General features: G+C 65.4%; 21 protein-coding genes, 1 pseudogene and 1 riboswitch. Of the genes and pseudogenes, 14 read left to right on the top strand and 8 right to left on the bottom strand.

All coding sequences use genetic code 11. From position 1 onward, the window contains the following. Positions 1-143: 143 nt before the first annotated feature. Positions 144-1343 carry a molybdopterin-synthase adenylyltransferase MoeB gene (gene moeB, locus GUV69_RS00440; protein WP_164198781.1) on the bottom strand — a complete coding sequence of 400 codons (1200 nt, stop codon included), beginning with the start codon at positions 1341-1343 and terminating at the stop codon, positions 144-146. A gap of 84 nt (positions 1344-1427) precedes the next feature. On the opposite strand from moeB, the gene GUV69_RS00435 reads away from it, so the two are divergent. From GUV69_RS00435 to GUV69_RS00425, 3 genes are all read left to right on the top strand, one after another. After that, a complete protein-coding gene (locus GUV69_RS00435) occupies positions 1428-2093 on the top strand; it encodes a TetR/AcrR family transcriptional regulator (RefSeq protein ID WP_164198780.1) in 666 nt (221 codons plus the stop codon). A gap of 52 nt (positions 2094-2145) precedes the next feature. Continuing rightward, the gene (locus tag GUV69_RS00430; protein WP_056343932.1) at positions 2146-2370 is read left to right on the top strand and encodes a DUF3107 domain-containing protein; all 225 of its coding nucleotides are present in this window, start codon (positions 2146-2148) and stop codon (positions 2368-2370) included. Between the two features lie 70 nt (positions 2371-2440). Further along, a complete protein-coding gene (locus tag GUV69_RS00425; protein WP_164198779.1) occupies positions 2441-2743 on the top strand; it encodes a hypothetical protein in 303 nt (100 codons plus the stop codon). A 30-nt stretch (positions 2744-2773) separates the two neighbouring features. Here GUV69_RS00425 and GUV69_RS00420 read toward each other — a convergent pair whose 3' ends face one another. The 4 genes from GUV69_RS00420 to thiO form a co-directional block, all read right to left on the bottom strand. Further along, a complete protein-coding gene (locus tag GUV69_RS00420; RefSeq protein ID WP_164198778.1) occupies positions 2774-3442 on the bottom strand; it encodes a 4a-hydroxytetrahydrobiopterin dehydratase in 669 nt (222 codons plus the stop codon). Positions 3443-3501: 59 nt separating this feature from the next. Next, entirely contained in the window at positions 3502-4317 is an 816-nt protein-coding gene (locus GUV69_RS00415) for a thiazole synthase (protein WP_164198777.1), read from the bottom strand. Positions 4318-4320: 3 nt separating this feature from the next. Then, positions 4321-4557, bottom strand: a complete 237-nt coding sequence (gene thiS, locus GUV69_RS00410) for a sulfur carrier protein ThiS (protein WP_164198776.1) — start codon at positions 4555-4557, stop codon at positions 4321-4323. Next, the gene (gene thiO, locus GUV69_RS00405) at positions 4554-5813 is read right to left on the bottom strand and encodes a glycine oxidase ThiO (RefSeq protein WP_164198775.1); all 1260 of its coding nucleotides are present in this window, start codon (positions 5811-5813) and stop codon (positions 4554-4556) included. Before thiO ends, thiS begins: the two co-directional genes overlap by 4 nt. Next, a riboswitch (TPP riboswitch) is annotated at positions 5806-5925 on the bottom strand. (Overlaps the previous gene by 8 nt.) Before the next feature lie 27 nt (positions 5926-5952). On the opposite strand from thiO, the gene thiE reads away from it, so the two are divergent. The 4 genes from thiE (at position 5953) to GUV69_RS00385 (ending at position 11145) form a co-directional block, all read left to right on the top strand. Beyond that, positions 5953-6681, top strand: a complete 729-nt coding sequence (gene thiE / locus GUV69_RS00400; RefSeq protein ID WP_164198774.1) for a thiamine phosphate synthase — start codon at positions 5953-5955, stop codon at positions 6679-6681. Between the two features lie 85 nt (positions 6682-6766). Further along, a complete protein-coding gene (locus tag GUV69_RS00395) occupies positions 6767-8272 on the top strand; it encodes an RNB domain-containing ribonuclease (protein WP_164198773.1) in 1506 nt (501 codons plus the stop codon). 291 nt (positions 8273-8563) lie between these two features. After that, positions 8564-10264 (top strand): DEAD/DEAH box helicase, encoded by a 1701-nt coding sequence (locus GUV69_RS00390; RefSeq protein WP_164198772.1) that lies wholly within the window; start codon positions 8564-8566, stop codon positions 10262-10264. An 8-nt stretch (positions 10265-10272) separates the two neighbouring features. Further along, positions 10273-11145 carry a DNA-methyltransferase gene (locus GUV69_RS00385; RefSeq protein WP_164198771.1) on the top strand — a complete coding sequence of 291 codons (873 nt, stop codon included), beginning with the start codon at positions 10273-10275 and terminating at the stop codon, positions 11143-11145. 68 nt (positions 11146-11213) lie between these two features. On the opposite strand, the gene GUV69_RS00380 is transcribed toward GUV69_RS00385, so the two are convergent. Then, complete coding sequence (locus GUV69_RS00380) at positions 11214-12062, bottom strand: PHP domain-containing protein (protein ID WP_164198770.1); 849 nt, start codon at positions 12060-12062, stop codon at positions 11214-11216. Between the two features lie 83 nt (positions 12063-12145). Between GUV69_RS00380 and GUV69_RS00375 the strand changes: the two genes are divergently transcribed. From GUV69_RS00375 to GUV69_RS00360, 4 genes are all read left to right on the top strand, one after another. Next, complete coding sequence (locus GUV69_RS00375; protein WP_164198769.1) at positions 12146-13744, top strand: aminopeptidase P family protein; 1599 nt, start codon at positions 12146-12148, stop codon at positions 13742-13744. Between the two features lie 192 nt (positions 13745-13936). Then, positions 13937-15307 (top strand): ABC transporter substrate-binding protein, encoded by a 1371-nt coding sequence (locus tag GUV69_RS00370; protein WP_431197084.1) that lies wholly within the window; start codon positions 13937-13939, stop codon positions 15305-15307. A 33-nt stretch (positions 15308-15340) separates the two neighbouring features. Next, the gene (locus tag GUV69_RS00365) at positions 15341-16327 is read left to right on the top strand and encodes a carbohydrate ABC transporter permease (RefSeq protein ID WP_164198768.1); all 987 of its coding nucleotides are present in this window, start codon (positions 15341-15343) and stop codon (positions 16325-16327) included. 80 nt (positions 16328-16407) lie between these two features. Then, the gene (locus tag GUV69_RS00360; protein WP_244292814.1) at positions 16408-17241 is read left to right on the top strand and encodes a carbohydrate ABC transporter permease; all 834 of its coding nucleotides are present in this window, start codon (positions 16408-16410) and stop codon (positions 17239-17241) included. Positions 17242-17342: 101 nt separating this feature from the next. Here GUV69_RS00360 and GUV69_RS00355 read toward each other — a convergent pair whose 3' ends face one another. After that, complete coding sequence (locus tag GUV69_RS00355; RefSeq protein WP_244292577.1) at positions 17343-18266, bottom strand: YflT domain-containing protein; 924 nt, start codon at positions 18264-18266, stop codon at positions 17343-17345. Positions 18267-18343: 77 nt separating this feature from the next. On the opposite strand from GUV69_RS00355, the gene GUV69_RS00350 reads away from it, so the two are divergent. Genes GUV69_RS00350 through GUV69_RS00340 form a run of 3 tightly spaced genes read left to right on the top strand, consistent with a single transcriptional unit; the run spans position 18344 to position 21532 of the window. Then, entirely contained in the window at positions 18344-19627 is a 1284-nt protein-coding gene (locus tag GUV69_RS00350) for a magnesium transporter MgtE N-terminal domain-containing protein (protein WP_164198766.1), read from the top strand. Then, positions 19620-20393, top strand: coding sequence for a DUF1003 domain-containing protein (locus GUV69_RS00345; protein ID WP_373458689.1), 774 nt, complete (start codon positions 19620-19622; stop codon positions 20391-20393). Before GUV69_RS00350 ends, GUV69_RS00345 begins: the two co-directional genes overlap by 8 nt. 11 nt (positions 20394-20404) lie before the next feature. Beyond that, positions 20405-21532, top strand: coding sequence for an Mrp/NBP35 family ATP-binding protein (locus tag GUV69_RS00340; RefSeq protein ID WP_164198765.1), 1128 nt, complete (start codon positions 20405-20407; stop codon positions 21530-21532). Between the two features lie 25 nt (positions 21533-21557). On the opposite strand, the pseudogene GUV69_RS00335 reads toward GUV69_RS00340, so the two are convergent. Continuing rightward, positions 21558-21968 (bottom strand): annotated as a pseudogene (locus tag GUV69_RS00335) (twin-arginine translocase TatA/TatE family subunit). Positions 21969-21996 lie beyond the last annotated feature (28 nt).

The raw sequence follows: 21996 nt of genomic DNA, 5'->3' as shown, positions 1-21996 counted from the left end.
TCTCACTTAATGCGGGTTTCTTGGAAACGCTCTCTCACTTAACGCAGGTTTAACGACGACGCTCTCTCACTTTCTTGAAGAAAGTGAGAGAGCGTTGCGGTTTTAAGCGCATTAAGTGAGAGAGCGTCTGACCGGGGAGGGGCCTAGTACACCGGCTTTTCGGGTTCCACGTCCCGCACCCAGGCGAGGATGCCGCCGTCGAGGTGGCTGACCCTCTGGTAGCCGGCCTTCCGCGCAGCTTCCAGGACGTTGGCTGACCGGGTCCCGGCCTTGCAATGGAACACGATGTCCTTGTCCTGCGGCAGCTCGGCCCAGGCCTCACCCGCCAGGATCCTGCCCTGCGGAATGAGCACCGAACCTTCGATGCTCACGATGCCGTGTTCGCCGGTTTCCCTGACATCCACGAGTTCGAAATCCTTCAATCCGGCCTTCCGGGAGGCCAGCATCGTAGCGAGCTGGGTTGCCGTGACAGTGTGCTCCGTGTCGGCTGACACCGCGGGGGCGATGCCGCAGAAGGCCTCGTAGTCGGTCAGTTCGGTGATGGGTTCCGTCGCCGGGTCCTTGGAGACGCGGATTTCGCGCCAGCTGCCACCGAGTGCATCAAAGAGGGCCACCCGGCCCAGGAGGGAACGCCCGACGCCGGTAATCAGCTTGACGGCCTCCGTCACCATGAGTGATCCGACGGCAGCGCAGAGCATCCCGAAGACGCCGCCTTCGCCGCAGGAGGGCACGGAGCCGGCGGGCGGGGCTTCAGGGTAAAGGTCGCGGTAGGTGGGACCGTGCTTTTCCCAGAACACACTGACCTGGCCGTCGAAACGGAAGATCGAACCCCAGACGTACGGTTTGCCCAGGATGGCGGCGGCGTCGTTGACCAGGTAGCGGGTGGCGAAGTTGTCGGCTCCGTCGAGGATCAGGTCGTAGTCCTTGAACAGGTCCAGGGCGTTGGAGGCATCGAGCCGGACGTTGTGCAGCCGAACCTCCACCAGCGGGTTCAGCGCAGCGACGGCGTCCCGGGCCGATTCGATTTTCGGCCGGCCCACGTCCGCGACGCCGTGGATCACCTGGCGCTGGAGGTTGCTGAGGTCGACGCTGTCGTCGTCGATGATTCCCAGTGTCCCCACGCCAGCGGCCGCCAGGTAGAGCAGGGCCGGCGAGCCCAGTCCTCCGGCACCGATCACCAGCACTTTGGCATTCTTCAGCCGCCGCTGCCCCACTGCACCGATTTCGGGAATGATGAGGTGCCGCGAGTATCTTTCCACCTCAGCCGGGGTTAGCTCACCGGCGGGATCAACCAGCGGTTTAAGCGAGACAGAGGAATCAGTTGCGGTCAAAGTCGAAGCCATACTTCAATGTATGCCCCGAGATACCGCCGGGTCATATTACCGGGCAGTATTGTGTAAGTAACGGCAAGGGAAAGTAGGGCAACTGTGGTCCATGAAACACGGGCTGACCGGGCGTCCGGAGGGGAACCTCCCGCACCGCAACGCGCACCGGGCCAACGGTCCGCCAGGCTCCCCCGGGACGAACGCCGGGCGCAGCTCCTGGCGGCAGCCCAGGAGGTATTTGTCGCCAACGGCTACCACGGGGCCGCGATGGATGAGATCGCCGAAACGGCCCATGTGAGCAAACCCGTGCTGTACCAGCATTTCCCGTCCAAGCGGGAGCTGTACCTGGCGCTGCTGGACAGCCATCTGACTTCACTGACCGACCTGATGCTGGGCGCCCTGAACTCCACCACGGACAATGACGAACGTGTGCAGGCAGTGATGCGGGCCTACTACCACTTCATCGCCAGCGACGACCAGGCCCACCGTCTGGTCTTCGAATCGGACCTCATCAACGACCCCGATGTCAGTTCCCGGCTGGAGACTTTCAACAAAACCTTCGCGGACGCCGTCGCCCGCGTTATTGCCGAGGACACCAAGCTTCCGCACCTGGAGGCACAGCTTTTGGGAAGGGGACTTGCCGGAATGGCACAGGTCAGCGCCCGTTATTGGCTGGAAACGGACGGCAATCTGGACCTCGATGTGGCAAGCGACCTCATTTACCGTTTAGCTTGGCGCGGAATTTCCCGCTTCCCTAAAGAGTCCTAGACTACAAATAAGAGAACCCAAAGAAACTTTGATTGGCTGGGAGGCCCCCGTTTTGGAAATTAAAATTGGCATTCAGAATATTGGCCGCGAAATCGTGCTCGAATCGGCTCAGGATGCCGACGCCGTAGCCACGGTCGTTGAAGAAGCCATCACCAAGGGCACCGAGCTCCGGCTCAAGGACGACAAGGGACGCATCATCATTGTCCCCGGCAACGCCCTGGGCTACGTTGAAATCGGAGCCGAAGAGGCCCGCAAGGTCGGTTTCGGCCAGTTCTAGCACAAGAGCTCTAGCACACAAGCGGGCCACCGCCCCCGGCGGGGGGCCCGCCGCTTTCCGAGGGAGACCCATGCTTTCGCTGACCATCGTTGTCCTGGCCACAGCCGCCGCAGGCTTTATTGTCTGGGCCAATGACAAACGCCACGCCAGGTACGGGATGGGACTGCCCGCCGGTATCGCCGTGGCGGTGGGTGCGTTCAGTTGGATCCTCCTGATCACGGCCGGCCTTGGCTACCGGCCCGGCATGACCTGGATTCCGTGGGTCGTACCGATGATCCTGGGCACCGCGGCGGCCGTCGGGGCCGTCATCTACCTGGGACGGACCCGCGAACGCCACGACATCCAGCGCCTTACACAGGCCCTGAAGCTGTAACAAAAGCTGTAACCATCCGGAGTCCGGCGCTTAGGAGTGCTCCGGCTCCCGGCCTTCCTCCGTGCACAGGTACAGCCGGTTTCCTTGCGCATCCGTGACTGCCACCCGGCCGGGTGCGTGGTCACGGTTCATGTCGGCCCCGGTCGCAGCGGCCTCCTCCAGGACAGGCCCTGATTCGGCAAGGCTCCAATGGACGTCAACACTGAGCCTGCAGGTATCAGGATTCTCTATTGGCCGGAACCGGATGGCTGGTCCGCGGCCATAAGGATCCACCAGGTCGCCGCCCGGGCCGTTTTTGTAGCCCAGCGCGACCCGCCACACGTCGGCAATTTCCGCCGGGTCCGCCGTGTCGATGCCCACCTCCACCGTCCTGAACAGTCCCGGCTGGGCTGTAGCCCCAACCTGGGCCGCCGCTTCGCTGGCGGCTGCCGCCGCTGTGGTGTCCCGCGGTGTGACCTCACCGCCGGCGTCGTGCGAGGTGTACCGGACGAACACCCGGTTGTACCGCCAGTCAAGATCGGGATGGTGGTTCTGCTCTTCGGCCAAGCGTCCGACGGCGGCAATCAGCTCCAGTGCGGCAGCCGCCGTCGGCGCTTTGAAGACCGTCACGAGCCCGCCCAGCCGGTACCTCCAGTCCGGAAGCCCCGCCAGGGCGGCGGCAATCTGATCGCGGGTGAGGAGGTCTTGGGTGCCAGCCATGGCGGACTCCTTGGTTGATCCGTGAGCCCGTCCCGGCCGACACGGCGGAAGGTCGCGGCCTAGAGGAATTCGGCCCGGTTTTCCATCGCCGATGACGCCAGGGCGTGCTCGCGGCGCGGTATCCTCCCGGCCGCTTTCGCCAGCTTACCGGCCATCACGGCGTGTTTGAAGGCCTCCCCCATCAGCGCGGGATTCTGGGCGCGGGTCACGGCCGTGGCAAGCAGGACGGCGTCACAACCCAGTTCCATGGCCAGCGCCGCGTCCGACGCCGTGCCGATGCCGGCGTCCAGCACCACAGGTACCGAGGCGCGCGAGACGATCAGTTCGATGTTGTGCGGGTTCAGGATCCCCAGGCCTGTGCCGATCGGCGCGCCAAGCGGCATGACCGCGGTGGCACCAAGGTTTTCCAGTCTGAGGGCGAGCACCGGATCATCGTTGGTGTAGGCGAATACCTTGAAGCCCCGGTTCACCAGTTGTTCGGTGGCGTCCACGAGTTCGACGGCGTCCGGCAGCAGGGTCTGTTCGTCGGCGATAACTTCCAGCTTGACCCAGTCCGTTTCCAGCGCCTCGCGGGCAAGCTCCGCGGTCATGACGGCGTCTTTGGCCGTGAAGCAGCCGGCAGTGTTGGGCAGGACCCGGATCCCGTGGTCCACCAGGAGCTGGAAGAGGGACCCGGACTCCGCCGGCGAGTACCGCCGCATCGCCACAGTGGTCAATTCCGTTCCTGATGCCAGGAGGGCGGCGCCCAGCCCGTCGAGGCTGGGCGCTCCGCCGGTGCCCATGATGAGGCGCGAGCCCAGCTCAACCCCGTCGATGACCAGCCGGTCCGCAGCCGCGGAGTGGTCCGTTGTGCTGATGCTGGTGGTTACTGTCATGATTTAGCCTCCCTGAACTGCGGTGACCAGTTCTACGTTGTCACCTTCGGCGAGCGCCGTGGCATGCCACTGGCTGCGCGGAACTACTTCGGAATTGTGGGCGACGGCCACACCGAGCTTCTGTCCGTCAGCCGCCTGGCCGTTGACGCCGAGGCGGCGGCCGGTGATCTGGCTGACGAGGCTGGTAATGGACGCGTCGTGCGGCACGGCATGCTGCGCGCCGTTGAGGGTGATGTTCATGCTGTTTCCTTTGTGGGTTGGGAAGTTACACGGGGAAGGCCGGAGAATCTGCCCGGGCTGAGGGCGTCCCAGCGGGCTTCATGCCGGCCGTCCAGCAGGTCCCGGCAGATAGCCGCCGCACCAGGGGTCAGCAGGACGCCGTGGCGGAAGAACCCGGTAGCAATGATCAGCCCGGGGATGTGCCCGGTGCCGGCTGCGCTGGCAGGTACCCGGCCAAGCAGCGGTGCATTGTCCGGCGTGGCCGGCCGCGCCCGGGCGGTGGATTCCAGGAGTTCCAACTCGGCGACGGCGGGCAGCAGCGCCTGGGCATCGCGCAGCAACTGGTAGACGCCGCCGGCCGAGACCGCAGAGCCCGCCCCGGTTCCGTCCCCCGCGGCGGATAGCGCGTCCTCCCGCTGGGTTGCGCCGATCACCACGGTGCCGTCCTGCCGCGGAACGATGTAGACCGGCACCCCGTGGACCAGGCCACGGACGGTGGAGGTAACCAGCGGGCGCAAATGCCGGGGAACGGCGAGGCGCAGGATATCGCCGTAGACAGGCCGCAGCGGCAGATGCAGCCCGTCCGGCAAGCCGGCGAGCGAGGCCGACTGCACGCCGTTGGCCACAATGGTCTCACCGGCGATGGCTGTGCCGCCGTTGGCCAGCGTCACCCCGTTGACACGGCCGCCCTCCCACCGCAGGCCCGTTGCGAGGTGATCGACGGCGAACCCGTCACGGGCACCGGCGACGGCGGTTCCTGCCCCCGGTTTATGGACGGCCAGGACCTGACGGAGCGAGGCCACCAGCTTCCGCGGATCCACCTGGTGGTCCGCCGGGATGTCCAAGGCGCAGGAAATTGCCGGGCTCAACAGCGGTTCCCTGGCCCTCGCTTCCCGGAGGGGCAGCGGCTCTACCACAAGCCCGTTCGCCTGCTGAACGCTCCGCAGGTCCATCAGGGCGCGGCGGTCCGCAGCGTCGGCGCCGATGGCGAGGGTCGGCGTCGTAATGTACCCGGTGTCCGCCGCCCCCGCGCGGGCAAGGTCCGCTGCAAACGCGGGCCACCGGCTTGAAGACTCGAGCATGACGTCCAGGAGGTCTTCCTCCTGGTAATGCAGTTCACTGACGGGGGCGAGCATGCCGGCGGCCGCCCAGCTGGCCCCGGAGCCGGGCGCGTCATCGATCAGGACCACGGACCGGCCGGAGCGCCGTGCCTCCCAGGCGATGCCGTGGCCAATGACTCCGCCACCGATCACGGCGACGTCCGCGTGCAGGACCATGTGTTTCCTTCCCTACGCCGGTACTAGCCGGATCAGGTCAAGCGGTCGGCTCTGATGCCCTCTCAGCCCGGCCGCTTTGTGACGGCTGTTACGGGCTCCCGCAGTACTCGCCCAGTTTAGGGGAACTATGGTGGTTTTCATGAACGCGCACTCCAGTCCCCACATCGTGCCCAGCTACTCCGCCCAGGCGACAGGCAGCACCCTTCCCGCCACCGCACGGCTATACCTGTGCACTGATGCCCGGCGGGACCGCGGTGACTTCGCTGATTTTGTGGACGCGGCATTCGCCGGCGGGGTGGATATCATCCAACTCCGCGACAAGGAAGTCGAAGCCGCCGAGGAACTGGAACTGTTGGCCGTACTGCAGGCAGCCGCAGCCCGACACGGACGGCTCTGGGCAGTCAATGACCGCGCAGACATCGCCATGCTGTCCGGCGCACCCGTCTTCCACATCGGGCAAAAGGACCTGCCCGTGGCGTCGGCCCGCACCCTGCTCGGCGCCGGGGCCGCAGTGGGCCTGTCCACCCACACCTCCGAACAGATCGAAGGCGCCATCCGGATGTCCGCGGCGGTGACTGCCGACGGCGGTCTGGACTACTTCTGCGTCGGACCGGTATGGGCCACCCCCACAAAACCCGGCCGGGCCGCCGTGGGCCTTGACCTGGTGCATTATGCCGCGGAGGCCGTCTCCGCAGCAGACAGCACCCTGCCCTGGTTCGCGATCGGGGGCATCGACCTGGGCAACGTCGAACAGGTGGTTGAAGCCGGAGCCGGCCGGATTGTGGTGGTGCGGGCCATTACGGAAGCCTCCGACCCCACGGCAGCAGCCGCAGCGCTCGTGGCGGCCCTGGATGCCCCCGCGTCCTGATGGTCCGGCGCCCGGCTCCTGAGAATCCGGCGCGCAGCGGGGCGGGGCGTGCACGAATCAGGGAAACCGGGCTAACCTGACTTTCGTGTCCCATCATCGGTTGGCCCCCAACGTCCACGAGCAGACCAACGCCCTCGCGGCAGCACTGAGCGCCCTGCGGACCGAGCTGGAACTGCCGGGTCCTTACCCGGCAGAAGCGGTCCGCGACGCCGAAGCGGCCGTTGCTGCGCACCAGCTACCCGCCACCGACATGACGGACGTTGAGTTCCTGACGATCGATCCGGCGTCGTCCACGGACCTGGACCAGGCACTGTTCATCGAACGCGCCGGCGCCGGCTACCGGGTGCTGTACGCCATCGCGGATGTACCCTCGTTTGTCCGCCCCGGCGGCAGCCTGGACACCGAAACGCGCCGCCGCGGCCAGACGTTCTACGCCCCTGACGGCCGGATTCCGCTGCACCCCGAGGTCATCAGCGAACAGGCCGGCAGCCTCCTGGCGGACCAGCTGTGTTCAGCGTTCGTGTGGGATTTCGGGCTCGACGACGCCGCGCACGTCTCCAGCGTCTCCGTCCGGCGTGCAACCATCCGCAGCCGGGCCAAGCTGGACTACAAGGGCGTCCAGGCGGACATCGACGCCGGAACCGCCAATCCCGTCCTGCAGCTGCTGAAGGACGTCGGCCTCAAACGCGTTGAGCTGGAACGGCAGCGCGGCGGTGCCAGCCTGAACATGCCGGAACAGGAAATCGTGCAGACGCCCGACGGCGGCTACCGGATTGCCGCTGCCCCGCAGCTCCCGGTGGAGGACTGGAACGCGCAGATTTCCCTGATGACCGGAATGGCGGCCGCCAATCTGATGCTCGCCGGAAAAGTCGGCATCCTGCGCACCATGCCCGCCCCTGACGAGCGCTCACTCCGGCATTTCCGGCTCCAGACCGTGGCCCTCGGCAAGGCCTGGGACGGGAAAATCAGCTATGGCGAGTACCTTCGCAGCCTCGATCCCACCGAGCCCCGGCAACTGGCCATCATGCATTCCGCCGGCATGCTGTTTCGCGGAGCCAGCTACACGGCCTTTGACGGCGATGTTCCCGACGATGCCATCCAGTCGGCGATTGGCGCCGCCTACGCCCACACCACGGCGCCACTCCGGCGACTCATAGACCGCTTTGTCCTGGTGATCTGCGAGGCCCTCAGCAACGGCAAGCCGGTGCCGGACTGGGCGCGGGAAGCCCTGCCCACCCTGCCGGAAATCATGGCCGGCTCGGACCAGCTGGCAGCACGGATGGAGCGCATGGCCCTGGACACCGTGGAGGCGGCGCTCCTGGTCAACCACGTTGGCCAGGACTTTGATGCAATCGTCATTTCAGGATCCAAGCCCCAGAAGGACAACGGAAACGGCGGCGCGGGCAAGAACGGAAACGGCAGGAACGGTGCCGCTAAGAACGGAAACGGGCCGTCTGGGATCATCCAGATCGCCGAGCCAGCCGTCACGGCGCGGTGCGCAGGCGACCTCGAGTCCGGGACCAAGGTCCGGGTCCGCCTGATCTCCTCCGACATCGCCGCCCGTGAGGTCCACTTCGAGTTGCTGCCCTGAGGTGCACCGGCCCTGCCTGAACGGGCAAAAGCCGGTATTTGGGGTCCGTGCGGCTAGACTGGAGAAGTAGATATGGATGCCCGGTCGTTGATTTCCTTGATTTTGAATTCAACAAGCCCGCCCCTACGCGATCTTGAGATTGACCCGCTGGTCACCAGTGCCAGCATTTAGATAGCCCGCGATCGGCTTCCACTGGATTGCTTGCGCGCTTCGAGCGTGCTCCGGTCCGGCCACGTTGGCCGGCCGTTGAGCACGCAGCGCCAATGCCCAAATGAATAAGGAAACTCCCCTGTGAGTGAATTGCATACCCACCAGATCCTGACTGACGATTCCGGCATCGAAACAATCGAACCCGAAGAAACCATCATCTCGGATGAGAAGCCGCATGAGATCGAGGAGAAATCCTTCGCCGACTTCAACGTCCGCGCCGATATCGTCGAGTCCCTTGCTGACGCCGGGATCACCCACCCCTTCCCCATCCAGGCCATGACCCTGCCCGTAGCCCTCTCCGGCCACGACATCATTGGCCAGGCCAAGACCGGCACCGGCAAGACCCTCGGCTTCGGCATCCCTGCGCTGCAGCGCGTGGTGGGCCCGGACGACGCCGGCTTCGACAAGCTCGCCGTTCCCGGTGCGCCGCAGGCCCTGGTCATTGTGCCTACCCGCGAACTGGCTGTCCAGGTGGCCAACGACCTCCAGAACGCGTCGCGGAAGCGTAATGCCCGCATCGCCACCATCTACGGCGGCCGTGCCTACGAGCCACAGGTGGAGGCCCTGCAGAAGGGTGTCGAGGTGGTGGTGGGCACCCCCGGCCGCCTCATCGACCTGTTCAAGCAGAAGCACTTGGTGCTGAAGAACGTCAAGATGGTCATCCTTGACGAGGCCGACGAAATGCTGGACCTGGGCTTCCTCCCGGATGTGGAAACGCTCATCGCGGCTACGCCGGCGGTCCGTCAGACCCTCCTGTTCTCCGCCACCATGCCCGGCCCGGTCATCGCCATGGCACGCCGGTACATGACGCAGCCCACCCACATCCGGGCAGCTGATCCCGACGACGAGGGCCTCACCAAGCGCGATATCCGCCAACTCATCTACCGTGCCCACAGCATGGACAAGGTTGAAGTTGTTGCGCGCATCCTGCAAGCCCGCGGCCGCGGCCGCACCATCATCTTCACCAAAACCAAGCGAACGGCCGCGAAGGTTGCCGAGGAACTGGTGGACCGTGGCTTCGCCGCCGCCGCCATCCACGGCGACCTCGGCCAGGGTGCCCGCGAGCAGGCCCTCCGGGCCTTCCGCAACAACAAGGTGGACGTCCTCGTTGCCACTGACGTCGCCGCCCGCGGCATCGACGTGGACGACGTCACGCACGTCATCAACTACCAGTGCGTTGAGGACGAAAAGATCTACCTGCACCGCGTGGGCCGCACCGGCCGCGCCGGCAACAAGGGCACCGCCGTGACCTTCGTTGACTGGGACGACATGCCCCGCTGGGGACTCATCAACAAGGCACTGGGCCTGAGCTACCCGGAGCCCGTGGAGACGTACTCCTCGTCCCCGCACCTGTATGAAGAGCTGGACATCCCGAAAGGCACCAAGGGCCGGCTGCCCCGCAACAAGCGCACGCTCGCCGGAGTTGACGCTGAAGTCCTCGAGGACCTGGGCGAGACCGGCAAAAAGAACGCGCGCGGCAGCGCAAGGGACGGCGGACGGGACGCAGGGCGCGACGGCGGACGCGACGCCGGCCGCTCAGGCGGCCGTGACTCCGGCCGCCGCAGCGGCTCCGAAGGTGCCCGCTCAGGTGACCGCCGTCGTCGTACGCCCGATGCGGCGGCAGCCGGCACCGGGCCCGCCGCCGAACCGGCTGCCGCGGCCACGGCCGAGGGCGAAGTCGACCCCCGTGCCCGCCGCAGCAGGACCCGCACCCGCCGCCGCAACGGCGAAGTAGTGGCCGGAGCCGACAAGGGCTCACTGCCCGGCAACGCAGGGGCCTAACAGCCTCGATGACTGACACCGTCTGGGCGCCGGACGGCAGCAACCTGGTGGTTCACGCGGACAACGCGGAGTTCCTCCCCTCGCTGCCGGACGGCGCCTTCACACTCATTTACGTGGATCCGCCCTTCAACACCGGCAGGGCCCAGACGCGCCAGGAAACGCGAATGGTGCTCAACGCCGGCGGTGACGGGGACCGCGTGGGTTTCAAGGGCCGTTCGTACGACACGATCAAGGGCGCCCTGCACCGCTACGATGACGCGTTCAGCGATTACTGGTCTTTCCTGGAGCCGCGGCTCGTGGAAGCGTGGCGGCTGCTGGCTGACGACGGCACGCTCTACCTCCATCTGGATTACCGGGAAGTCCATTACGCCAAGGTGATGCTCGATGCCATCTTCGGCCGCGAGTGCTTCCTGAACGAGATCATTTGGGCGTACGACTACGGTGCGCGGGCGAAGTACCGCTGGCCCACCAAGCACGACAACATCCTCGTGTACGTCAAGAACCCGGCCAAGTACCACTTCGACAGCGCGGAGGTCGACCGGGAACCGTACATGGCTCCCGGGCTGGTGACCCCGGCCAAGCGGGAGCTCGGGAAGCTGCCCACCGACGTCTGGTGGCACACCATCGTTTCACCCACCGGCAAGGAAAAGACCGGCTACCCGACGCAGAAGCCCGAGGGCCTCATCCGCCGGGTGGTGGCCGCGTCCAGCCGGCCCGGTGACTGGTGCCTGGACTTCTTTGCCGGTTCCGGAACTCTTGGCGCGGTGGCGGCCAAGCTGGACCGGAAGTTCGTGTGCGTGGACCAGAACCAGCCCGCCATCGACGTCATGGCCAAGCGGCTGGGTGCCAAGGCGACCTTTACGTCCTTCCCGCCCAAGTAAGTAGCGCTATCTGTCGTTTTCAGCCTCCAAAACGACAGTTACTGCTACCTATTTGAGGTGGGGCAGTGTCAGGGGCGGACGACGGCGGTCCCTGTCGCCATCTCCTCGATCCGGGCCAGCACCTCCGCTGTGGTGAGATTCTCCCCGAGCAGGTTGGGTTTTCCCGTGCCGTGGTAATCCGAGGACCCGGTCACCAGGAGTCCATGCCTGGCAGCCAGACCGCGGAGGAATTCACGGCCCTCTTCAGGGTTGTCGCGGTGCTCGATCTCCAGGCCCGCCAGGCCGGCGTCGATCATTTCCTGGTATACGCGCTCCCCCACAATGCGGCCGCGGGCAGAGGCCACCGGATGGGCGAAAACAGGGACGCCTCCGGCCGCACGGACAAGTTCGACGGCGGCTGCCGGGTCGGGTGCGTAGTGCTGGACAAAATAGCGCGAACGCGAGGTGAGGATGGAGGTGAAGGCCTCCGACCGGTCCGACACCACGCCGGCCGCTACAAGGGCATCAGCGATGTGCGGACGCCCCAGCGTGGCACCGGGAGCGACGTGGTGGATGACGTCGTCCCAAGTCAGCGGGTAGTCCTCGGCGAGCAGGCTCACCATGCGCTCTGCCCTGGTGAGACGCGCGTCCTTGGCCTTGGTGATTTCCTCGAGAAGCCCCGGATGAGCAGGATCGTGCAGGTAGCTCAGCAGATGCACGCTGATTCCCTGCTCCGTCCGGCAGGAGACTTCCATCCCCGGCACGAGGGCAACCGCGTGGTCCAGGGCCGCGCGGGATGCCTCCGCCCAGCCGTCCGTTGAGTCGTGGTCCGTCAGGGCGATGACGTCCAGGCCCGCCCTGGCGGCAGAGGCCATGACGTCAGCAGGGGTTTCCGTGCCGTCGGAAACGTTGGAGTGGGCATGCAGGTCAATCCTCACTTGCCCAGCCTAGTAGACCGCGCCGGTCCGGGCATTGACTCCTGTGTTCGCGCACTCCCCGCCGCTGGTGAGACGATGGTGCCGTGAACGATGCCGGAAATACCCTGAACTCTGCTTCCCAGCCACTCGACGAGCGCGTCAACAACCGCTCGCAGCGGCCCAGTTCTGATGCTTTCAAGGCCTTTATGGCCAGCAACTGGGCGCCCGCCGACCAGCAGCCGCCGGCCCGGGACGCCGTGGCCAACTACGCCGCGGCCCGGCGCAGAGCCATTTCAGACCAGTTCAAAGGCGAACGCCTGGTCATCCCCGCCGGCCCGCTGAAGGTCCGCTCCAACGACTGCGACTACCGCTTCCGCCCGCACTCCGGCTTCGCGCACCTCACCGGGCTGGGCCTTGACCACGAGCCGGACGCCGTCCTGATCCTGGAACCGGCAGGCGAAGGAAAGGGCGACGACGGCGGGCACCACCGCGCTACCCTTTACTTCCGGCCGCTGGCCGGCCGGGATACGGAACAGTTCTACGCCGACTCGCGCTCAGGCGAATTCTGGATCGGCGCCCGCCCCACGCTTGCTGAGTTCGAGGCCCGGCTGGGCCTGCCCACCGCCCACATTGACGGGCTGGAAACGGCCATCACCAAGAACGTCGGGGCCCCGGAGATCGGCGGCATCTCCGTGCGTCTCGTCCGCAAGGTGGACGAGAACATCGACGCCCTGGTGGACACTGCCCGCTACAACACGGCCAAGGATCCGGACAACCTGGACCTCGCCGTTCTGGACGCTTTGGACGAGAAGCTGTCCGAGGCACTGTCCGAGCTCCGCCTCCTGAAGGACGAGTGGGAAGTTGAACAGATGATGACGGCGGTAGCAGCCACCGTCGAGGGCTTTGTGGAAGTGGTTAAGACGCTTCCCCGCGCCCTGACCCACGCCCGCGGCGAACGCGTTGTGGAAGGCGCGTTCTTCGCCCGTGCCCGCGAGGTGGGCAATGAACTCGGCTACGACACCATCGCCGCAGCCGGCAACAACGCCACTGTGCTGCACTGGACGCGGAACACCGGCCGGGTGAACGCCGGCGAACTGCTCCTGCTGGATGCCGGCGTGGAGGTTGATTCGCTGTACACCGCCGATGTCACCAGGACCCTGCCGGCCAACGGCACCTTCACCGACATCCAGCGCAAAATCTATGAAGCGGTTCTCGACGCGGCCGACGCCGGATTCGCCGCAGCCCGCCCGGGCACCAGGTTCCGCGATATCCACACTGCCGCCACTACGGTGCTCGCAGAACGCCTCGCCGAGTGGGGGCTGCTCCCCGTCAGCGTCGAGGAAGCCATCAGCCCCGAGGGCCAGCAGCACCGGCGGTGGATGCCGCACGGCACCAGTCACCATCTCGGCCTCGATGTCCACGACTGTGCCCAGGCCAAGCGGGAACTTTACCTCGACGGCGTCCTTACGGCAGGCATGGTTTTCACCATCGAACCCGGCCTCTACTTCAAGAACGAGGACCTGGCCATTCCGGCGGAGTATCGCGGCATCGGCGTGCGGATCGAGGACGACATCCTGATGACTGAGGACGGTCCGGTCAACCTCAGCGCCGCACTCCCCCGCACGGCTGACGACGTCGAATCCTGGATGGCAGGCATCTACGGCGAGGTGGACCACGCCGTGGCGGGCAGGCACACCGCCTGACGAAGGACGGGGCATGCCCGGTTCCCCGGCCGCTCCCTGTCCGTTCCCATGATGAAGCTCCGGTAACGGTTTTTGGCAATCGCTTGCCAAAGTTTGGCTCCGGTGAATACGCTGTGCGCGGAGAAAGAAATCGTAGACTGTGGTTCAGTCTGGGGTCTCTGCCGCAATGTATGTCTTCAAAGGAGAAGTCTCATGGGTATGTCCAAACCACGTCGCCTCGGTGCAGTTGCCGCAGCGGCCATTTCGGTCCTGATGCTTGCCGCGTGTGGCGGGTCGGGCGATACAGGAGGCACTACCTCCGGCGCTACCGGCGGGAAAGTGGATGGCGCCGGCAAAACGCTCAACGTCCTGATGAACGTCACGGCGCAGTATCCCCAGGAGCAGCAGGCCTGGTTCAAGGAGATGAGCACCAAGTTCAAGGCCGAGACCGGGGCCGACATCCAGTGGGAGACGTTCGCCACGGCCAATGACGAGATGACCCGGATCCAGACGTCAGTCGTCTCCGGACAGGGCCCGGACGTTTACGGCCTGGGCACCACTTTCACTCCCACTGCGTACTCCACCGGGGCATTCGTGAAGCTCGCCGACAACGAATGGAACGCGCTCGGCGGCAAGGACAAGTTCGTACCCGCTGCACTGGGCATTTCGGGTCCGGATGATGGCAACCAGATCGGCATTCCCTTCGTGAGCCGGCCGTTCGTCATGGCCTACAACACCGAGCTGCTGGCCGCGGCCGGGATTGAGAAGCCCGCCACCACCTGGGATGAATTCACTGAACATGCCAAGAAGCTCACCACCGGCGACCAGTACGGCGTCGCAGTGGCTTACAAGGACAACTTCGATCCGTGGAAGTACATCTGGGGCATGTCCATCCAGGCAGGCAACCCCATCATTGACGGCGACAAGGTCCGCCTCGACGACCCCATCACCAAGAAGGCCTACGAGACCTATTTCGGCTGGGTGACCAAGGACAAGGTGGTTGACCCGGCTTCCGTCGGTTGGGCCAACCCGCAGGCCCTGGCAGCCTTCGCCGCAGGCAAAGCCGGCTACTTCCCCATGACCTCGCCGCTGTCCATCCCCGCGCTGGACGCCTCGGCGGTCAAGGGCAAATACAAGTATGCGCTGATGCCCACCGTCCCGCCGGGCGAGACCGCAAACCCTTCTGACGGCAAGCCCGCGTCCAGCATCCTCTCCGGTGACAACCTCGTGGTTGCTGACTACTCGAAGCAGAAAGACCTCGCTTTTGCGTTCATCAAGATGATCACGGAAAAGGATGTGCAGCTCAACTACTTCAAGGTCTTCGGCCAGCTCCCTGCCAACCAGGAAGCAGCGAACGAACTCGCCAGCAACGAAGTTATTGCACCGGCCCTTGAGTCAGGCGCCAAGTCTGTAGCAACACCGTTCAGCGGCGCATGGGGCGACGTCCAGCTGTCACTGACGAACGTGGTGGTCCAGTCCATCCCTGACCTCTCCTCCGGCGAGGTCAGCGAATCCAACCTGACCCAGCGGCTCAAGGACGAACAGGCCAAGTCGCAAACGGCATTGGACCGGGCCAAGAAGTAGGACCGACCGGACACCTGCGGAAGGTTACCGAACATGGCTAGCAGCGTGACAGAGCCCCGGCCGTCGGACAGCAGTCCGGCGGCCGGGGCGGCCGCCGCCCCCGGCGGTCCCACTCCCGGCGGGAAGCGCCGGAAGGCGCTCAGCGAAAAGAACAGGCCACTGTGGCTGCTGATTCCCGGCGGGCTGCTGATGACGATCGTCATCCTCATCCCGCTGGCCATGGGTATCTGGATGTCACTGATCGACCTCGATCAGTACACCCTGCGCCGGTGGGTCAGTGCCGAATTCATCGGTGTCCAGAACTACATCGAAGCGGCGCTGAGCAGCGACCTGCTCCGCTCCATTTGGCTCTCCGTGTCCTTCGCGGTGATCTCCACCCTGGTCACCGTCCCCCTGGGCGTGGCCGCCGCCGTGGTCACCCAGAACGCCTACCGCGGCCGGGCACTGGTGCGTTCGGTCTTCCTGATTCCCTACGTCCTGCCGTCCTTCGTGGTGGCCAGCGTGTGGCGAACGATGCTGCAGCCGGACGGCATCGTGAATGTGACGCTTACCAACATCGGCATGGATGGCGGTCTGTGGCTCAACGGTCCGAACGCGTACTGGACGCTGGTTTGGGTCGAAATCTGGGCGGCCTGGCCGTTCATTTACCTGCTGGCGCTGTCCGGACTGCAGGCGGTCGACCACGAGGTCCACGAGGCGTCCGCGCTCGACGGCGCATTGTGGTGGAACAAGCTGCGGTACGTGATCTTCCCCTACCTGAAAGGGCCCGTCTCGCTCGCCTTCCTGCTGGCAACCCTGAACCACATCAACAACTTCACCCTCCCTTACGTGCTGTTTGGGGCGCCGGCCCCATCAGATGTGAACGTGCTGCCCATCCTGGTCTATGTCACCAGCTTCCAGAGCTTCCGCTTTGGCCTCAGTGCAGCCATGGCGGTGGTCTCGCTCATTCTGATTGCCATTCCGCTCTTCATCTACCTGCGCGCAGTCCGGCTTGATGTGCACGAGGGAGGAAAGAAATGACCGTCGACGCAGCAAACCCGATCGAGCGGCAGTCAAAACAGCCCGTCCGGCGCGATGCGGCCCTGGAGGTCACCCGCCTCATGCCAAGGCCGCTGCTGGCTGTCATCACCGTCCTGCTCTGCGCCCTGGTACTGGTTCCCATCCTCTACATCTTCCTGGCCTCGCTGAACACGGACGTGGGGGTAGCCAGCGGGGAGTTCTGGCCGAGCAGTTTCTCTCTGGACAGCTACAACAAGATCTGGGATTCGGTGGGCCTGGCGAAAGCCATTGGGAACAGCCTGATCGTTTCCGGTGCTACAGCAGCGGTCTCCGCCCTGATGGCCATCGGCACGGCGTATGTGCTGGTCCGGTTTGAGTTCCGGGGCCGGCTGACCGTGCTCCGCGGCCTGCTGGGGCTCCAGTCCATCCCCGGAACGCTGATGCTGCTCCCCGTGTTTGTCCTGTTTTCCTCCGCCGGAACCTACCTGGGTGTGACCGTCATCGGAACCCTCTGGGGCCTGTTCATCGCCTACCTGACGTTCGCCCTGCCGTTCTCAACCTGGGTGATGGTGACCTATCTTCGCGGCCTGCCGCGCGAACTCGAGGAGGCGGCTCGCATTGATGGCGCTTCCAACCTCGGGATCCTCTTCAGGATCATCATTCCGCTCAGCTGGCCCGGAATTATCGTGTCGGCAATCTTCGCGTTCCTGCTCGGCTGGAACGACGTCCTGTTCGCGTCGGTCTTCACCCGGCCGGACACGCACACCGCAGCAGTGGCCCTGCAGGTCTTCGCTTCAGCCGTCGAGGGCGGGGCGATCCCCGTCTATTCACAGATGATGGCGGCGTCGCTCGTGTGCGCCGTACCCGTGGTGGTGCTCTACTTCATGTTCCAGAAGTACCTTGTAGGCGGCCTGACAGCCGGCAGCGTGAAATAGCGGGAGCGACTGCTCCAGGCAAAAAGAACTCCGCCCGGACCCGGTGATCGCCGGGTCCAGGCGGAGTTCATTTGTGTGCCGTTCGTTCTCCGCGTTGCCCCTTACGGCGTGGAGTCCCCGTTGTCCTTTGAGGAATCAGGGTGGGCCTGGGGCTGGCCGTCGGCCTGCCGGGCCGAAGCGGACTGGCCTGCTGCCGGCTGATCGGTCACGCGGACACCATACTGGGGGCGGCCGTCCGGGAGATCCGGATAACGGACCGCTGCCACGGGGGCCTTGGCGGGCTGGGCCGCGCCCTCTATCTGCGCGCCCTGCGCCGGTTCCGCCGGGTTTACAGCGCTTTGCCCCTGGTCGCCGGGAGCGGGTGTCCCCGCGCCCTGCTGACCGTAGGGGTCGTTCCAACCCGCGGGCCGGGCTGGTGCCTGGCCTGGCTGGCCATACTGGCCCTGCTGGTTGCCCGGCTGGCCGTAATGCGGGCCCTGGTAGCCCTGCGCGCTGTAAGGAGCGGCGGCCGCATCCGAACGGGTCATGGGCAGCTGCTGCAGCAGGCGCCGCGCCTCGTGGGCTGCCTCAGCCGACACCACAACGTCGTAGTTGGTGGCAACCACCTGGCTGGTGGAGGTGAAGTCCCGCTTTCCACGCTGCATGGCATAGGTGACAATGCCGAAGAGCATAAAGAAGGCAGCACCCATCAGTACCGAAGCCAGGATGGAAAAGTAGCCGGGCGACGGCGCAAAGAAAGACAGCATGACGCCGACGAACAAACCGAACCACATGCCGCTTAGCGCGCCGGACAGCGCCACCCGCGGGTAGCTGAGGCGGCCGGTCACCCGCTCCACCATTTTGAGTTCGTTGCCCACGATGGACACCATCTGGACCGGGAACTGCTGGTCTGCGAGGTAGTCCACCGCCTTCTGGGCATCCAAGTAGGAGGTGTACGAGCCGACGGTGTCACCGGAAGGGACCGCGCGGGCGTCGTCCGGTCCGGCGGGGCCACCGGCCTTGGGAGCACCAAAAATGTTTGACATACACCCATTCTTGCCCATCTGTATGTGTGCCGCCTGCAAATTCAGCTAAAAGAGAGCAGACTCGGTAGCCTGTAGGCGTGAGCACAAATCTTTCGCGCGTCTTTGTGGCCCGCCTTCTGGGTCTTGATGTCTTCGACCCCTTGGGCGACCGCCTGGGACGGTTGCGCGATGTTGTGGTCCTCTCCCGCGGCAGCCGGGGCGCGCCGCACGTGGTGGGTATCGTCGTCGAAGTTCCGGGCAAGAAGCGCGTCTTCGTCCCTATGACGCGCATTACCTCGATCGACCAGACGCAGATCATCTGCACCGGGCTGGTCAACCTTCGGCGCTTTGAGCAGCGCGGCGCGGAGACTCTGGTCGTTGCGGAAATGTTCGACCGGCGGGTCACGCTGAGGGACGGCAGCGGCGACGCCACCATTGAGGACATCGCCATGGACCAGCATCGCTCCCGCGACTGGTTCGTCAGCAAGCTATTTGTCCGGCGGGGCCACTCGCTCTCGCCGCTCAGCCGGCTGAGGCGCAACGAGACCATGATCATCGACTGGGCCGACGCCCTCCAGGGCGCCCGCACCGAGCCACAGGCTGCTACGCAGTTCGTGGCCAACCACGAGGACCTCAAGCCCGCGGACTTTGCCGAAGCGCTGCAGGAGATGAGCGACAAGCGCCGGTTCGAGGTGGCCAGCGAACTCCAGGATGAGCGGCTCGCCGACGTCCTGCAGGAGATGCCCGAGGACGACCAGGTGGAGATCCTTTCCGCCCTTGACGTCCAGCGCGCGGCTGACGTCCTGGAAGAGATGGATCCGGACGACGCCGCCGACCTCCTTGGCGAGCTTCCTTCCGCCCAGGCTGAGCAGCTGCTGCAACTGATGGAACCCGAAGGCGCCGAAGACGTCCGGCGTCTGCTCGAATACGACGAAGACACTGCCGGCGGCCTGATGACACCGGTTCCGGTCATCCTGCCGCCCGAGGCAACCGTTGCCGAGGCCCTCGCGCACGTCCGTCGCGAGGAGCTCTCCCCCGCCCTCGCATCGTCCATCTTCATCACCCGGCCGCCGCTCGAAACCCCCACCGGACGTTTCCTGGGCGTCGTCCACATCCAGCAGCTCCTGCGCTTCCCGCCCTTCGAACCGTTGGGCAACCTGGTGGACAAGAACCTTGAGCCGGTGTCGGACCAGGCCCACATCAGTGAGGTCGCAAGGACCCTAGCGACGTATAACCTGAACTCCCTCCCCGTGGTCAATGACGACGGCCGCCTTGTGGGGGCGGTGACTGTTGATGACGTTTTGGATCATCTGTTGCCGGATGACTGGCGCGCCTATGATGGCGAAGCCCCGATAAGAAAACTGGGAGGCCGTATTGGCTGACACCGGCGCCCCAAAGAACTCCGGCGGCCAGCGCGGCCAGGGGAAAGCACCAGCCAAAGGTGGCCTGGACACGCCGCTGAGCGGCCGCCAGCGCATCCTGCCCAAGTTCTCACCCAATCCGGATGCCTTCGGCCATGCCACCGAAGGCTTCGCCCGGTTTATGGGCACGCCGCAATTCCTCGTCTATATGACGGTGTTTGTGGTGGTCTGGCTTGTCTGGAACACGTGGGCCCCGTTGGAGTGGCAGTTCGACTCCCGCGCGCTGGGCTATACCCTGCTGACCCTGATGCTCTCGCTGCAGGCTTCCTATGCCGCCCCGCTGCTGCTGCTGGCCCAAAACCGGCAGGATGACCGCGACCGGGTATCACTCCAGCAGGACCGGCAGCGGGCCGAGCGGAACCTTTCCGACACCGAGTACCTCACCCGGGAGCTTGCATCGCTGCGGATTGCGCTGCGCGAAGTGGCCACCCGCGATTACGTCCGGGCGGAACTGCGCTCACTCCTTGAGGACATGCTGGAAGCGCAGGAGGAACTGCGCACCCATGACCCCGCAGGAACGGGGAGCCACGAGTCGCCGCGGGACAAGGTCAAGGAGAAGTTGAAGGAAAAGCGCGACAAACAGCGGAACCCGCGCACGCAGCAGATGCCGAGGGTCAAACCAAGCCATGTCGCCACCGGCCCCTCCGCTGCCGGGCCCGACCCCGGCGCGGCCGAGGCAAAAGACACCGCTGCCGGCCCTAAGCACACCCCTACCCCCGAAAGCTGAGCCCTGCCCGAATGAGCGCCACCCTGGAGCAGGCAGTCCACGCTGCGCTGGCTACCGTGATCGATCCCGAGCTTCGCCGTCCCATTACGGAACTGGGCATGGTGGAGTCCGTGGATATCTCCGACGATGGCAGCGTCCGGCTGGCTGTTCTGCTGACCATCGCCGGCTGTCCGCTGCGGGACACCATTACGGCTGACTCCGAAAAGGCCCTCTCCGCGGTTCCCGGCGTGACCGCCGTTGAGGTCGAATTGAAGGTGATGAACCAGGCACAGCGGGACGCCCTGAAGGAGCAGTTGCGCGGCGCCGGCGGCCAGCGCGGCATTCCCTTTAATGAGCCGGGCTCGTTGACCAAGGTCTTTGCTGTGGCCAGCGGGAAGGGCGGCGTGGGCAAATCCTCGGTCACCGTGAACCTGGCCTGTGCCCTCGCAGCCCAGGGCCTCCGGGTTGGAATTGTGGATGCCGATGTCTACGGCTTCTCGGTTCCGGGCCTGATGGGCATCACCCAGGCGCCTACCCGGGTGGACGACATGATCCTGCCCCCGGTGGCCTATGGCGTCAAGGTGATCTCCATCGGCATGTTCGTCGCAGGCAACCAGCCTGTCGCCTGGCGCGGCCCGATGCTTCACCGCGCCCTGGAGCAGTTCCTGACCGACGTGTACTTCGGCGACCTCGATGCCCTCTTCCTTGACCTGCCGCCCGGCACCGGGGACATTGCCATCTCTGTTGCTCAGCTGCTGCCCAAAGCCGAGATCCTGGTGGTCACCACGCCACAGGCCGCGGCCGCCGACGTGGCCGAGCGGGCCGGTGCCATCGCCACCCAGACGGGGCAGTCGGTGGCCGGCATCATCGAGAACATGTCCTACCTGGAGATGCCCGACGGCGGGCGGATGGAACTGTTCGGCAGCGGCGGCGGGGCGGTTCTCGCCGAAAGGCTCACCGCAACAGTAGGTGCCGACGTTCCGCTGCTGGGGCAGATTCCGCTGGACATCCTGCTGCGGGAGGGCGGCGACGCCGGCTCGCCGATTGTGCTGAGCCGGCCGGAGACTCCGGCGGCCATGGCCTTGAACGGAATAGCGGGGAAGCTGGCCGCCAAACCCCGTGGCCTGACGGGACTGAAGCTGGGGCTCCAGCCCCGCTGACGCTCTTGGGTGAGGCGGTTGGGGCTTACGTGGCTTCGGTGTCGAACGGGGCGGCAGTGCCCGGCGGCAGCGTCTGTACCACGCGCGCGGGCCGGGAGGTCACTGCCGGTGCGGCTGCAGCCGCGGCAGCGCCGGAAACGGCAGCTACAGCCGCAGGTGCCCCGCTGCTGACAGGTTTGGTGTCATCGTCCAGCAGCGCTTCCTTGATGATGCGCCGCGGATCATACTGGCGGGGATCGTACTTCTTTCAGTCGACATCGTCGATGTCAATGCCGACTTCTTCCTTGATCTGCTCCCGCGCGCCGGATGCCATCCGGCGGACTTCCTTAACCAGGTTCGCAAGTTTCTGGGTGTATTCGGGCAGCCGTTGAGGACCGATCACCAGGATGCCGATGATCAGGAGCAGGAAGAACTCAGGGCCGTTGATTCCAAACACTTTAGGAAGATTACCCTCTCCGAAGCGT

The organism is [Micrococcus luteus] ATCC 49442, from assembly GCF_010367585.1.
GTDB classification, from domain to species: domain Bacteria; phylum Actinomycetota; class Actinomycetes; order Actinomycetales; family Micrococcaceae; genus Arthrobacter; species Arthrobacter luteus_A.
Note: the sequence above shows the minus strand (reverse complement) of the source record. Positions and strands in the feature narration are given on the sequence as shown.